Below are 13,972 nucleotides of genomic sequence, written 5' to 3' on the forward strand. Positions count from 1 at the left end.
TGAGACATTCATCGATGTCCCAGTCCCAATTAAATTTATATGAAATTACTTATAATTACATAGTGTGGATAGGTAATCCTAATGCTTTTTCAGCAGCTTCCATAGACATTTCACCTAATGTTGGGTGAGCATGAATAGTTAATGCTAAATCTTCAGCATTCATACCTGATTCAATTGCTAAACCTAATTCAGAAATAATATCAGAAGCCCCAGTACCTACTACTTGAGCACCTACTAATGTATTATCTTCTTTAAGTGTTAACAATTTAACAAATCCAGTTGTATCATCTAATGATAACGCACGACCATTAGCTGCATAAGGGAATTTAGAAGCAGTAACTGCTAAACCTTCTTCTTTAGCTTGAGCTTCTGTATAACCAACTGTCGCTAATTCTGGTTCAGTGAAACATACAGCAGGCATACCAATGTAGTCTACTTCTGATGCTTCTCCAGCAATAACTTCTGCAGCTACTTTAGCTTCATAACTTGCTTTATGTGCAAGTGGTAAACCTGGTACGATATCGCCAATTGCAAAGATGTTTTCAACTGATGTACGGCTTTGTTTATCTACTTCTAATAAACCGCGATCTGCGAATTTAAGACCTAATTCTTCTAAGCCTAATTCGTCAGTGTTTGGACGACGTCCAACAGTAACTAATACGTAATCAGCGTCGATTGTTTGTTCTTCACCTTTTACTTCATAAGTCACTTTAACACCATTGTCTGTTTCTTCAGCTGATTTCGCCATTGCTTCAGTAACAATTTCAACGCCTTTTTCTTTCATACCTTTTTTAACAGGTTGCGTCATTTGTTTTTCGAAACCGCCTAAGATATCTTTAGCACCTTCTAAAATAGTTACTTCAGAACCAAAGTTAGCAAATGCAGTACCTAATTCAGAACCAATATAACCGCCACCAACGACAACTAATTTACCAGGTACATCTTGTAAATTTAAAGCGCCAGTTGAATCAATTACACGGTCACCAAACTTGAAGTTAGGGATTTCAATTGGTCTAGAACCAGTTGCAATAATCGCGTGTTTGAAGTTGTAAGTTTGAGCACTTTTCTCGTCCATAACACGTAGGCTATTATTATCAACAAAGTAAGCTTCGCCTTTTACGATTTCAACTTTATTACCTTTTAATAGTCCTTCAACACCACCAGTTAATTTTTTAACAACTGATTGTTTGAATTCTTGAACTTTATCAAATTTAAGTGAAACACTTTCAGCAATAACACCTAAATTTTCAGAGTTTTTAGTTTCATCATAACGATGCGAAGCGTGTAATAACGCTTTTGAAGGAATACATCCTACATTAAGACATACGCCACCAAGTTCGCCTTTTTCTACGATTGTTACTTTTTGACCTAACTGTGCTGCACGTATTGCTGCAACATAGCCCCCAGGTCCTGCTCCGATTACAATAGTATCTGTTTCAATTGGGAAATCTCCAACTACCATGTTTTACCCCTCCATTAATAATAATTCTGGATTATTTAATAAACGTTTAATATGATTCATAGCGTTTTGACCAGTTGCACCATCAATTTGTCTATGGTCAAAGCTTAGTGATAATGATAATACTGGTGCCGCAACAATTTCTCCATCTTTTACGATAGGTTTTTGCGCAATACGACCAATACCTAAGATAGCAACTTCTGGGTGATTGATAACTGGTGTGAACCATTGTCCACCTGCTGAACCGATGTTACTAATTGTACAAGTAGCACCTTTCATTTCATCAGCTGATAATTTACCATCACGTGCTTTGACAGCAAGTTCATTAATTTCGTCTGAAATTGCAAACATAGATTTGCGATCAGCATTTTTAACTACTGGTACGAGTAAACCTCTGTCAGTGTCAGCTGCAATACCGATATTCCAGTAATGTTTATGCACGATTTCACCAGCTTCTTCATTAAATGAAGTATTAAGTGCTGGGTATTTTTTAAGTGCAGACACAAGTGCTTTGACAACGTAAGGTAAGAAAGTTAATTTAGTACCTTGTTCAGCTGCAACTTCTTTGAATTTTTTACGGTGATCCCATAATTCTTGCACATCAATTTCATCCATCAATGTTACGTGAGGTGCAGTATGTTTTGAGTTAACCATTGCTTTAGCAATTGCTTTACGCATTGCAGGTATTTTTTCAGTAGTTTCTGGGTATTCCCCTTCTGTAGAAACTGCTGCTGATTGTGCAGAACTTGTAGTTTCTTCGCTAGTTGCTACTGCACTTTCATTTGAAGCTGTTGCTTGTCCACCATTTAAGTAAGCATCAACGTCTTCTTTAGTCGTACGTCCGTTTTTACCTGAACCTGAAACAGCTTTAATGTTAACACCATTTTCACGTGCGTATTTACGAACTGACGGCATTGCTTTAACACGTTTACTTTCATCTACTTCTTCATCATTTGAAGATTGAGCAGGTGCTGATGCTTCTTCTTTAGTGCTTTCTTCAACAGGAGCTTCTGTTGACTCGCTTGAAGCCTCGTCACTTTCGCTACCTTTAAATTGCATGTCTTCTGCATCAGGTGCATCAATTTTAACAATTGTATCACCAACAACTGCTACAGTACCTTCATCTACTAATACTTCTTCGATAGTACCTGAAACAGGTGATGGAATTTCAACAACTGATTTGTCGTTTTGAACTTCAGCTAATACATCATCTTCTTCAATTGTATCTCCAGCTTTAACAAACCACTTTACAATTTCACCTTCGTGGATACCTTCACCAATGTCGGGTAATTTAAATTCAAATGCCACGTTATTATCCTCCTAAAATTTCATATTAAGTCAAAAATTAGAAATTGAGAATGCGCTAAACAACTCAAATCTCATGCTTATATATAAACCTGAATGAAGTAGGTATATCGACTTATCGTATACGCTACTTCTTATCAGTGATTATTAAAATTCTAATGTTGCTTTTGCTTTATCAACAATATCGTTTTTGTTTGGTAACCAAACATTTTCAGCTTGCGTAAACGGATAAACCGTGTCTGCTGCTGCAACACGAGCGATTGGAGCATCTAATGAAAGAATTGCACGTTCTGCTAATTCAGAAGCAACTGCTGCACCAACACCAGCTTGACGTTGCGCTTCTTGAACTACTACAGCACGTCCAGTTTTTTCAACTGAAGCAACAAGTGTTTCAATGTCGATTGGTTGTACAGTACGTAAGTCAATGACTTCTACTGAATAACCTTCTTTTTCTAATTCTTCTGCTGCTTTTAATGATTCTTGTACCATCGCACCATAAGCAATTAGTGTAATATCATTACCTTCTTGTTTAACGTTCGCTTTACCAATTTCGATTGTATACTCTTCTTCAGGTACTTCGTCACGGAATGAACGATATAATTTCATATGCTCTAAGTAAACAACTGGGTCGTTACTTCTGATTGCAGAAATTAATAAACCTTTAGCATCGTAAGGATTAGAAGGAATTACAACACTTAGACCAGGTGATTGCGCTAAGATACCTTCTAAGTTATCAGCGTGTAATTCAGGTGTATGTACACCGCCACCAAATGGAGCACGAATTGTTACTGGTGCTTGTTTAGAGTTACCAGAACGGAAACGCGTACGCGCTAATTGTCCTGCTACAGAGTCGAATACTTCAAATACGAATCCTAAGAATTGTATTTCCATAACTGGACGGTATCCTTGAGTAGTTAAACCTAAAGCTAAACCACCAATACCAGATTCCGCTAAAGGTGTATCGAATACACGATCTTCACCGAATTCTTTTTGTAAACCTTCAGTTACACGGAAAACACCACCGTTAACACCGACGTCTTCACCGAAAAGTAAAACATTTTCATCGTTTTGTAATTCGGTTTTAAGCGCGTTGTTAATCGCTTGTACCATTGTCATTTGTGCCATCGGTTACTTCGACTCCTTCTCTTTATAAATTTCATATTGCTCTGCTAAATTTTGAGGCATTTCTTCGTACATATTTTCCATCAAGTCAATAACAGTTTGTTTTTCTGTATTATCTGCTTCTTTGATAGCAGCTTTAATATCAGTTTTCGCACGTTCGATTACTTCGTTTTCTTTTTCTTCAGTCCATAGACCTTTAGCTTCAAGGAATTTTCTATAACGAACTAATGGATCCTTTTTCTCCCATTCAGAATCTTCATCTGAAGTTCTGTATTTAGTTGGATCGTCACCAGCCATAGTATGAGGACCATAACGGTAAGTAATTGTTTCAATTAATGTTGGACCATCACCATTAACAGCACGGTCACGCGCTTCTTTTGTCGCTTGGTATACAGCTAATGCATCCATACCATCAACTTGTAAACCTGGGATACCACAAGCAATTGCTTTTTGAGCTAAAGTAGTTGCCGCTGTTTGTTTACTACGAGGTGTAGAGATAGCATAGTTGTTATTTTGGATTACAAAAATTGCAGGTGCTTTATAAGCAGAAGCAAAGTTAATACCTTCGTAGAAATCACCTTGTGAAGAACCACCATCACCAGTATAAGTAATTGCTACAGCTTGCTTACCACGTTTTTTAATACCTAATGCTACACCAGCAGTTTGTACATACTGTGCACCAATAATAATTTGTGGGCTTAACGCATTAACGCCTTCAGGCATTCTGTTACCTTTAAAGTGACCTCTTGAGAATAAGAAAGCTTCAGTTAAAGGTAATCCTTGCCAGATTAATTGTGGTACATCACGGTAACCTGGTAAAATAAAATCTTCTTGTTCTAAAGCGTATTGAGAAGCTAATTGTGAAGCTTCTTGTCCTGCTGTTGGAGCGTAGAAACCTAATCTACCTTGTCTATTTAATGAAATAGAACGTTGATCAAGGATACGTGTCCAAACCATTCTCTCCATTAATTCAACTAACTGCTCGTCTGACAAATCTGGTAATAAATCTTCGTTAACGACGTTACCATCTTCATCCAAAATTTGAATCATTTCAAATTGAGATTGAGTATCATTCAATACTTTCTCTGCATCGAATTGGGCTTTTAATTTCGGAGCCATTCAATTCACCAAACCTTTCCCGTATAATAGAAATTCATTTTATTCTTAAACATTGTACCACAAAACTTTTATGCAGTTAAACAATTTGAAAAAGTTCTGTAGTAATTAAAACAGGTACAGTTTCGCAACTGTACTAATGAAATTATTACAACTGTATTACCAGTCCTTGTATGTCTATCGTTGAGCATTTCCATTTGAATGTAAGCGCAACCAATACTTATACTATATCTTCCATATTATAATTTCAAATGACTCGCTTTTTTGAATTAAGCTAGGCTATCTACATCTTCTTTTTCTTTATTCACTTTATTCATTGTATCTGAATACTTTTTGAAGGCTTTATTCATATCTTTATATGATTTTGATACTGCCTCAGATTTTTTATCAATTTGAGATTGTTCTACTTGATCGTCAGCAGTATATTCAAACATATCTTTTTCTTTATTCATGATATTCTTATAGGCTTTTGCATATTCATCATGTGCCTTATATTTTTCTTTAAGTGCATCATTTAGTTGTTTAACTTCTTTTTTCTTCGCTTTGTCGCTAATATTATCTAAATGTTTTTCCGCTTTTTTGAATTTTTCTTCAGAATTATTTATGGCTTTTTCTTCTTTTCCGAATTCTTTTTCTCTTTGTTCTACATTATCTACAACTTTTTTAGAAGTTTCTTGTACTTCTTGTTGGTCTTTACCGTTGATTTTTTTCACTAATTTTTGTTTGTCTTGTTCTAAACTATTTAATTTCTTCCCTACAGATGATACAGGCTTTTCTTCATCAAAAGCTTTTTGAACTTGTTCGTTGTAATCTTTGATTTCACCTTTATCTGTTGTACAACCTGCAACTAATACTGTAGAAGCAATGACTGCACTGATGCCATATTTTAATTTCATTTTGAAAAATCCTCCTTTATGTGCTTGTAATGTTATATAATATTTTATAATAAATCAAATCTAACTACTGTATTTTATCTATGAAACTTTGGTATATTTTATATTAAGGAAGGTGTATGAACAAATGTTAACTATGAAAGATATTATCCGTGATGGACATCCTACTCTTCGTGAAAAAGCAAAAGATGTTACTTTACCGCTTTCTGAAGAAGATCGTAATACGTTATTGGCTATGCGTGAATTTTTAATTAATAGTCAAGATGATGAAATTGCTACTAAATATGGTTTGCGCTCAGGCGTGGGTCTTGCCGCGCCACAAATTAATATTTCAAAAAAAATGATTGCCGTTTATCTCCCTGATGACGGAAATGGCAAGTCATATGATTTGATGTTAGTTAATCCAAAAATCATGAGCCACAGTATTCAAGAAGCGTATCTTCCTACAGGTGAAGGTTGCCTAAGCGTAGATGAAAACATTCCAGGATTAGTTCATCGTAAAAATAGAATTACTGTTAAAGCTACAGATATCGATGGAAAAGAAGTTAAATTGCGCTTGAAAGGTTACCCTGCTGTTGTGGTTCAACATGAAATTGACCATATCAACGGCATCATGTTCTATGATCATATAGATCCAAATAATCCACTTCAGCCACATAATGATGCTGTAGAAGTTTAATCTATTTGATTAAAACATATTATAAACAAGAGTTTGGTTCATAAATAACCATGCTCAAACTAAAAGAGCTAATCCGCAGTCGGATTAGCTCTTTTTATTTTTAAACTTTTTAACTTTGGCAATGTATACTTAACATCGTATTTAACTTGGTTATCAAACATTTTACAAATAAATTATTAACAATATCATATTCTTTCATTGTTATATCTATGAATTACATGAAATCATCTCTTCGCTCATGAAATGGAATATCTAGCTCTTTAAACTCAGCCTTTAATTCAGTTAATTGCTGAATATCAATAAACTCTGGATCGTGGTTATGTTTAACATAATTTTGATCCTCATTCACTGTATCAATAATTTCATTATAATTAAAAAACATGATAACTTGCTCAGCACGTACTTCAAAAGTGATATCCTTAAATATTTTATCCGTACGCACTTTTTCCTTTTTTACATCTTCTACTATTCTCTTTACATTGTTCAAATGGTCCACCTCAAATATTTACTTATGTATCATACTTAATATATTGTACTTAACTTTCCCTTTAAGATACTTCTTTATCTTAATTAATTTTTATATACTACTCAAGTTTTTATGTTGTTTTTTCAAAATTTTCTGTATTTAATTTCAGTAATTTTTAATATGTAATTTAAATAAGAAGTAACTTGTACTATTAAATAGTTTTCTCTTGTGATAAAACTGCTTTATTTATTCCACTACATCATGTAAAATGAGAAATAACTGAAAACATACAAATTAAAGTATTTGTGTTTTTCTATTCGAACGAACTGAAGATCACCCTAAAAACTTACCAGACAATACTAGTACGTTCTAATTATAGATGGTAGTAATAACACTATTTATGAAAAACAGAGCTCGTTTTATAAAAGTAGTCTCATCTTTTTCATATATACAAAGTGCTAGGGTATTACAATAAAAATAATTATAAAATCAACACATGATTTTTAGGAGGAAATATATAAAATGGCAGTATTTAAAGTATTTTATCAACATAATAAAGAAGAAGTAATCGTACGTGAACACACACAAACTATTTATGTTGAAGCACAAACTGAAGAACAAGTTAGAAGATATTTGAAGGATCGTAATTTTAATATTGAATTTATTACTAAATTAGAGGGCGCACATTTAGAATATGAAAAACAATCTGATCACTTCAACGTGGAGCAAGCTGAATAATGAAACAAATCCACAAAAATGAAGTTGCGGTATACGCACTTGGTGGTTTAGGTGAAATCGGTAAAAATACCTACGCTGTTGAGTATCAGGATGAAATCGTTATTATTGATGCAGGTATTAAATTCCCTGACGATAATTTATTAGGTATCGATTATGTTATTCCTGATATCACATACCTAGAACAAAACCAAGATAAAATTGTAGGTCTGTTTATTACTCACGGACATGAAGACCATATAGGTGGTGTGCCCTACCTATTAAAGCAAATTAATGTACCTATATATGGCGGTCCATTAGCTTTAGGTTTGATTAGAAACAAATTAGAAGAACATCATTTATTAAGAACTACAGAATTAATTGAAATTGATGAAAGTAGCGTTATTAAATCGAAGCATTTTGAAGTATCTTTCTATCTAACAACACACAGTATTCCAGAAGCCTATGGTGTTATCGTAAATACACCAGAAGGTAATATTGTGCATACTGGAGATTTCAAATTTGACTTCACACCAGTTGGAGAACCAGCAAACATTGCAAAAATGGCAAAGCTTGGTGAAGAAGGCGTACTTTGTTTACTTTCAGATTCAACAAATTCACTCGTTCCAGATTTCACTTTAAGTGAACGTGAAGTTGGACAAAATGTTGAAAAAATCTTCCGCAATTGCAGTGGACGTATTATTTTCGCGACATTTGCTTCAAACATTTACAGAGTTCAACAAGCTGTTGAAGCTGCAATTAAACATAATCGTAAAATCGTTACATTCGGTCGTTCAATGGAAAACAATATTAAAATTGGTATGGAATTAGGTTACATCAAAGCACCACCAGAAACATTTGTGGAACCTAACAAAATAAACACTGTTCCAAAACATGAATTATTAATTTTATGTACTGGTTCACAAGGTGAGCCAATGGCAGCTTTATCAAGAATTGCCAATGGTACACATAAACAAATCAAAATTATTCCAGAAGACACTGTCGTGTTTAGCTCTTCACCTATTCCAGGAAATACAAAGAGCATTAATCGTACGATTAATTCCCTTTACCGTGCAGGTGCCGAGGTTATTCATAATAAAGTATCTAACATTCATACTTCTGGTCATGGTTCTAAAGGCGATCAACAATTAATGCTTCGCCTACTACGTCCTAAATTTTTCTTACCAATTCATGGTGAGTATCGTATGCTAAAAGCACACGGTCAATCAGGTATCGAATGTGGTGTTGATCCTGACAATGTCTTTATCTTTGATATTGGTGATGTTTTAGCATTAACACATGATTCAGCTAGAAAAGCCGGCAGAATTCCTTCTGGCAATGTTTTAGTTGATGGTAGTGGTATTGGTGATATTGGTAACGTCGTTATTCGTGATAGAAAGCTTTTATCTGAAGAAGGTTTAGTCATAGTAGTAGTAAGTATTGACTTTAAAACGAATAAACTTCTTTCAGGACCAGATATTATTTCACGAGGTTTCGTATATATGCGTGAATCTGGTCAATTGATTTATGATGCACAACGTAGAATCAAAACGGATGTAATTGGTAAGTTGAATCAGAATCAAGATATTCAATGGCACCAAATCAAATCTTCAATTATCGAAACATTACAACCCTATTTATTCGAAAAAACTGCACGTAAACCAATGATATTACCAGTTATCATGAAAGTGAATGAAGATAATAATCAAACATCCACTAAAAAACCAAGTAACAAAAATACGAAACCGAAGAAAAACAACACAAAATCACCATCAAAAAATCAACAAAATGTAGAAAAATCAAGTAATAAAAATGGCTCAAATAAAGTCAATCAATCCGTTGAAAAACCAAAACAATCGAATCAAAACCAAAATTCAGAATCTTAAAAAAGTACAGGAATGGACTTAAATCTTCATTCTCACAGTAAGCGGCCTAATCCTCATTAAGGATTAGGCCGCTTTATATTTACTCATTTTATTATTCAACACATCTGTAAAAAACAAGCATTAATACAACTTAAAATATATGAACAGCATTTATGCTATGTTATATTAACTGTGATGTGACATTAATTTAAAGAGAAGTATTTGATTTACACAGATAAGTTATATATTTATCATATTAATTACTTGGGCAATTTTAACATCTATTGTCATACCATATGTAATTAAAAACAGTAATTTATCAGTTGTTATTTCTTCTCTACTACCTTTAATAATCATAATTATATAAAATTGAGTAAATGAATCACTTTATGTATATAGGAGGATTATCATGTCGAAAACTTTGAGTCTGAATTTAGTCATCTTAATTATGCTCATCATTCTAATACTAGCGATGATTACTAATTTATTTGGTGCATTTTCTATATATTTAATAATAGTTCTTCCAATACTGATGTTAATCATTGGGTTATATGTTTTAATTACTAATGTAAAAAAGTACAATAGTAACAATAACTTTAACAACAAATTGTGATTAACAAAATAAGATAGTATCTCGCTAATTTACCACCTTTCATAAATGCAAAAAACGTCAATTTCTATACTATCTCAATAGAAATTGACGTTTATTTTTAATCAAAAATATTAATATTGCTGCCTCATTTTTAAATAAGTTATCTTACTACTTTTTTCTCAAAACGATTTAAATCATTATCGTGTCCAATCATGATTAAAATATCTCCTATTTCAATACTAATATTAGGATCTGGAGATACTAAAATGTCTCTACCTCTTTTAATCGCTATGATACTTATTCCATATTGCGCACGAATATCTAATTGAATTATAGTTTGACCAGCCATTTTTTCACTAGCTTTAATTTCTACTATAGAATGCTCATCTGCAAGTTCTAAATAATCAAGAACACTGGCACTTGCTACATTATGTGCGATTCTTCTCCCCATGTCTCTTTCTGGGTGTACTACCGTGTCAGCACCAATTTTATTTAAAATTTTAGCGTGATAATCATTTTGAGCTTTTGCTGTAACTTTTTTCACACCTAATTCTTTTAAGATTAATGTTGTTAAGGTACTCGATTGAATATTTTCACCAATTGCAACGATCACATGATCAAAATTTCTCATGCCCAGACTCTTCATAACTGCCTCGTCTGTAGTGTCAGCAACTACAGCATGTGTTGCAATATCACTATATTCATTCACACGTGCTTCATTCATATCAATTGCCATTACATCCATATCAAGCGCATTTAATTCTCTTACAATACTACCGCCAAATCGGCCTAAACCAATTACAACATACTCTTTATCCATGTGTGTCCTCCAATTTAAAAATCGTGGCATGACCATTCTAAACAACACCACATAAGTATTATTTAGAACAATCATAACCACATTTGAAAATCTTCTATTTTTTGCCTTCCACATATTTTTTGTCGAAAACAAATAATCTTAATATTAATATTAACGATGGAATCAGTAAAAGTAAACCTAAAATAAAAGCAATGATTAACGCAATTGCCATACTACTATTTACTACGTGTTCATTTATACGAATGAACGGATAAAGTAAATATGGTAATTTACTTGCACCATATCCGAAAAATGCAAATCCCATTTGTAAAATGACTAATATAAATGCGTAACCATGTCCTTTTTTCATTAATGTTAAGACCATTGCACCAATAAAACAAATAAAGCTTAACAAGAATATCCACCAATAATTAGATACTGCATTGATGAAGTGTGCTTCATTTTGTAAACGCAATGATAAAAATACAAATAATGAAATTGCTATCATTGGTGGGCCCCAAATTAAGAACCAATATCTTAATAAGTTATACGCTGGTTTATCTTTTGCTTTCGAAGCATAATATGTTAAGAAACCTGAAGATATATACAGAACTGAGATAATCGCTAAGAATACGACTGACCAAGAGTATGGACTTAATAATAACTCTGTCCAATTTAAATCCAAATTATTTTCTGTTCCAGTGATATATCCACCTTCTGAAATCGTTAATGTCGTAGCAAGTGATGCTGGTATTAATAAACCAGCGATACCATACATTGCTAACCAAACTAATTTACTATCTGGGCCATAATTTTCAAAGGCATAAAATGCACCTCTAATAGACAGTAATATTAAAGCGATAGAGGCTGGCAATAGTAACACTGTTCCAAAATACATTGCAGTGTCAGGGAAAAAACCTACCACACCAACAAAGAAGAATACAAAGAAAACATTTGTCACTTCCCAAACTGGGTTTAAATAACGTGCTATTAAATGATTTATTTTCTTATCTTGCTTTGTAATTTTGGCATGTAATGTAAAGAAACCTGCACCAAAATCTATGGATGCAATAATGATGTAACAGAATAAGAAAATCCAAAGTACGGAAATGCCAATATATGCGAATATCATTATGCATCACCTCTTTCTGAAGCTAGTGCTTCAACTTCTTTATAAGCTGGTTTCTCTTTAAACATACGAATTAATACATAAGCAGAGGTAACCATTAACACAAGGTATAACAAGCCGAATAGAATTGTAACTAGGGTTAATCCTCCTGCTTGTGTCGCAGCATCTGCTACTTTAAGATAACCACGAACAATCCATGGCTGACGACCTTGCTCTGTTAAGAACCAACCAAACTCGATTGCTAGCATAGCCGCTGGACCAGTCAATAGTACACCATATAACATAGGTTTTGAATGTGTAAATTTCCGCAGTTTTTTAAATATAAGTGTAAGTACATATGCACCGGAAACGACTAAACAAAATACCCCCATCGAAACCATGAGATCAAAGTAATAATGTACAATCATTGGTGGTTGTAAATCTTTTGGAAATTCATCCAGACCTTTAACTTCTGTATTAGTATTATTATCAGCTAAAAAGCTAAGGAGACCAGGAATTTTAATTGCGCCATTTACTTCTTGCGTTTTTTCATCTAAGGAACCAAATAAAACTAAATCTGCATGTGATTCCGTATCAAAGTGCCATTCATAAGCTGCTAATTTCTCTGGTTGCTCTTGATGTAAGAACTTAGCAGATAAGTCACCTGCTAACATAGATCCTAATGTAAAAACAACACCTAAGATCATAGTTAGTTTTAGTGCTTTTTTATGATATTCTGTATCTTTTTTAAATTTATTTTTGAGTAATTTGAAAGCAGCGATAGCCGCTAATACAAACGCCATTGTCATAAGTGCAGTTGCAACCACATGGAATGATCTAATTAAAAACGAATCATTAAACATTGCTGCTAATGGTTCTACATTAACCATTTTGCCATTTTTCATTTCAAATCCAGCAGGTGTATTCATAAATGAGTTAACGGCAGTAATAAAGAACGCCGAGAATGATCCACCAAGGATAACTGGTATACTAATTAAAAAGTGCGTCCATTTTCCTTTAAAACGATCCCATGTATATAGATATATACTCAAGAATATCGCTTCAAAGAAGAAAGCAAATGTTTCCATAAATAATGGTAATGCTATAACATGTCCACCCATTTGCATAAATGTTGGCCATAGTAATGACAACTGTAGACCTATAATTGTACCTGTCACGACACCTACAGCTACTGTTATCGTATAACCTTTGGACCATCTTTTGGCTAATGTTGTGTATAGTGGATTATTTTTCTTAATACCAATAAATTCGGCAACAGCGAACATGACTGGCATCCCCACACCAATTGTTGCAAAAATTATATGCACTGCGAGTGTCATCGCAGTTAAAAACCGTGCTAATTCAACTGAATCCATAATATCACCTTTTTTATTTATTTGTGACAAAAATCACAACGTCTTTCCATTATAAACCGGTGTACATATTTTTTAAATTTATTTCTCTCAAAATAAAGTGACAAATTAATGTCTAATTTCATACAATTTAAAAGACTTGAAATATATTCTAAAGTCTCTTATATTATAGTAAATTGAATAAAGAAAGGATAAACCGATTATGAACGAGATTATCATATACACACAAAATGATTGTCCACCTTGTACTTTCATCAAAAACTACTTAGCTGACAATGATGTCGCATATCGTGAAAAAAATATCAGTAATACACAATATAGAAATGAAATGATTGATTATGATGCATTTGCAACACCTTTTATTTTATTAAATGGTGAACCAATGCACCAAATTGACATGGATAAAATAAATAGCACATTAAATATTAAATAAGCGATGCATTCTCAAAGTTAACAATTTAATTATGTTGTAAAGTTAATT

Annotated in this window: 13 protein-coding genes; 4 read left to right on the plus strand and 9 right to left on the minus strand. The window is 33.2% G+C overall.

Going from position 1 to position 13,972, the window contains the following annotated elements; genetic code table 11:
- Positions 1 to 55: 55 nt before the first annotated feature.
- The 5 genes from lpdA to ACM6UH_RS09595 form a co-directional block, all read right to left on the minus strand.
- Positions 56 to 1,462 carry a dihydrolipoyl dehydrogenase gene (gene lpdA, locus ACM6UH_RS09575; protein WP_002483674.1) on the minus strand — a complete coding sequence of 469 codons (1,407 nt, stop codon included), beginning with the start codon at positions 1,460 to 1,462 and terminating at the stop codon, positions 56 to 58.
- 3 nt (positions 1,463 to 1,465) lie between these two features.
- Positions 1,466 to 2,767 (minus strand): dihydrolipoamide acetyltransferase family protein, encoded by a 1,302-nt coding sequence (locus ACM6UH_RS09580; protein ID WP_011303415.1) that lies wholly within the window; start codon positions 2,765 to 2,767, stop codon positions 1,466 to 1,468.
- Positions 2,768 to 2,911: 144 nt separating this feature from the next.
- Complete coding sequence (locus ACM6UH_RS09585; RefSeq protein ID WP_283995363.1) at positions 2,912 to 3,889, minus strand: alpha-ketoacid dehydrogenase subunit beta; 978 nt, start codon at positions 3,887 to 3,889, stop codon at positions 2,912 to 2,914.
- Between the two features lie 3 nt (positions 3,890 to 3,892).
- A complete protein-coding gene (gene pdhA / locus ACM6UH_RS09590) occupies positions 3,893 to 5,005 on the minus strand; it encodes a pyruvate dehydrogenase (acetyl-transferring) E1 component subunit alpha (protein WP_002483677.1) in 1,113 nt (370 codons plus the stop codon).
- A gap of 266 nt (positions 5,006 to 5,271) precedes the next feature.
- Positions 5,272 to 5,898 carry a YkyA family protein gene (locus ACM6UH_RS09595; protein WP_011303416.1) on the minus strand — a complete coding sequence of 209 codons (627 nt, stop codon included), beginning with the start codon at positions 5,896 to 5,898 and terminating at the stop codon, positions 5,272 to 5,274.
- A 124-nt stretch (positions 5,899 to 6,022) separates the two neighbouring features.
- Between ACM6UH_RS09595 and def the strand changes: the two genes are divergently transcribed.
- Complete coding sequence (def, locus tag ACM6UH_RS09600) at positions 6,023 to 6,574, plus strand: peptide deformylase (protein ID WP_011303417.1); 552 nt, start codon at positions 6,023 to 6,025, stop codon at positions 6,572 to 6,574.
- Positions 6,575 to 6,788: 214 nt separating this feature from the next.
- Here the strand turns inward: def and ACM6UH_RS09605 are convergent, their stop codons facing one another.
- Positions 6,789 to 7,061 carry a hypothetical protein gene (locus ACM6UH_RS09605; RefSeq protein WP_011303418.1) on the minus strand — a complete coding sequence of 91 codons (273 nt, stop codon included), beginning with the start codon at positions 7,059 to 7,061 and terminating at the stop codon, positions 6,789 to 6,791.
- Positions 7,062 to 7,562: 501 nt separating this feature from the next.
- On the opposite strand from ACM6UH_RS09605, the gene ACM6UH_RS09610 reads away from it, so the two are divergent.
- Positions 7,563 to 7,778: a DNA-dependent RNA polymerase subunit epsilon gene (locus tag ACM6UH_RS09610; RefSeq protein WP_002483681.1), complete on the plus strand. Its 216-nt coding sequence runs from the start codon at positions 7,563 to 7,565 to the stop codon at positions 7,776 to 7,778.
- Positions 7,778 to 9,640: a ribonuclease J1 gene (rnjA, locus tag ACM6UH_RS09615; protein WP_069793625.1), complete on the plus strand. Its 1,863-nt coding sequence runs from the start codon at positions 7,778 to 7,780 to the stop codon at positions 9,638 to 9,640. The genes ACM6UH_RS09610 and rnjA overlap by 1 nt, the downstream gene beginning before the upstream one ends.
- A 731-nt stretch (positions 9,641 to 10,371) precedes the next feature.
- On the opposite strand, the gene ACM6UH_RS09620 is transcribed toward rnjA, so the two are convergent.
- The 3 genes from ACM6UH_RS09620 to ACM6UH_RS09630 form a co-directional block, all read right to left on the minus strand.
- On the minus strand, positions 10,372 to 11,031 hold the full coding sequence (locus ACM6UH_RS09620) for a potassium channel family protein (RefSeq protein ID WP_011303422.1): 660 nt from the start codon (positions 11,029 to 11,031) through the stop codon (positions 10,372 to 10,374).
- A 94-nt stretch (positions 11,032 to 11,125) separates the two neighbouring features.
- A complete protein-coding gene (locus tag ACM6UH_RS09625; RefSeq protein WP_011303423.1) occupies positions 11,126 to 12,142 on the minus strand; it encodes a cytochrome d ubiquinol oxidase subunit II in 1,017 nt (338 codons plus the stop codon).
- Positions 12,142 to 13,494 (minus strand): cytochrome ubiquinol oxidase subunit I, encoded by a 1,353-nt coding sequence (locus tag ACM6UH_RS09630; protein WP_011303424.1) that lies wholly within the window; start codon positions 13,492 to 13,494, stop codon positions 12,142 to 12,144. Before ACM6UH_RS09630 ends, ACM6UH_RS09625 begins: the two co-directional genes overlap by 1 nt.
- Before the next feature lie 199 nt (positions 13,495 to 13,693).
- Here ACM6UH_RS09630 and ACM6UH_RS09635 point away from each other — a divergent pair, with 199 nt between their 5' ends.
- The gene (locus ACM6UH_RS09635) at positions 13,694 to 13,924 is read left to right on the plus strand and encodes a glutaredoxin family protein (RefSeq protein ID WP_002483686.1); all 231 of its coding nucleotides are present in this window, start codon (positions 13,694 to 13,696) and stop codon (positions 13,922 to 13,924) included.
- Positions 13,925 to 13,972 lie beyond the last annotated feature (48 nt).

The organism is Staphylococcus sp. LKG4-2, assembly GCF_050955665.1.
Taxonomy (GTDB): domain Bacteria; phylum Bacillota; class Bacilli; order Staphylococcales; family Staphylococcaceae; genus Staphylococcus; species Staphylococcus saprophyticus.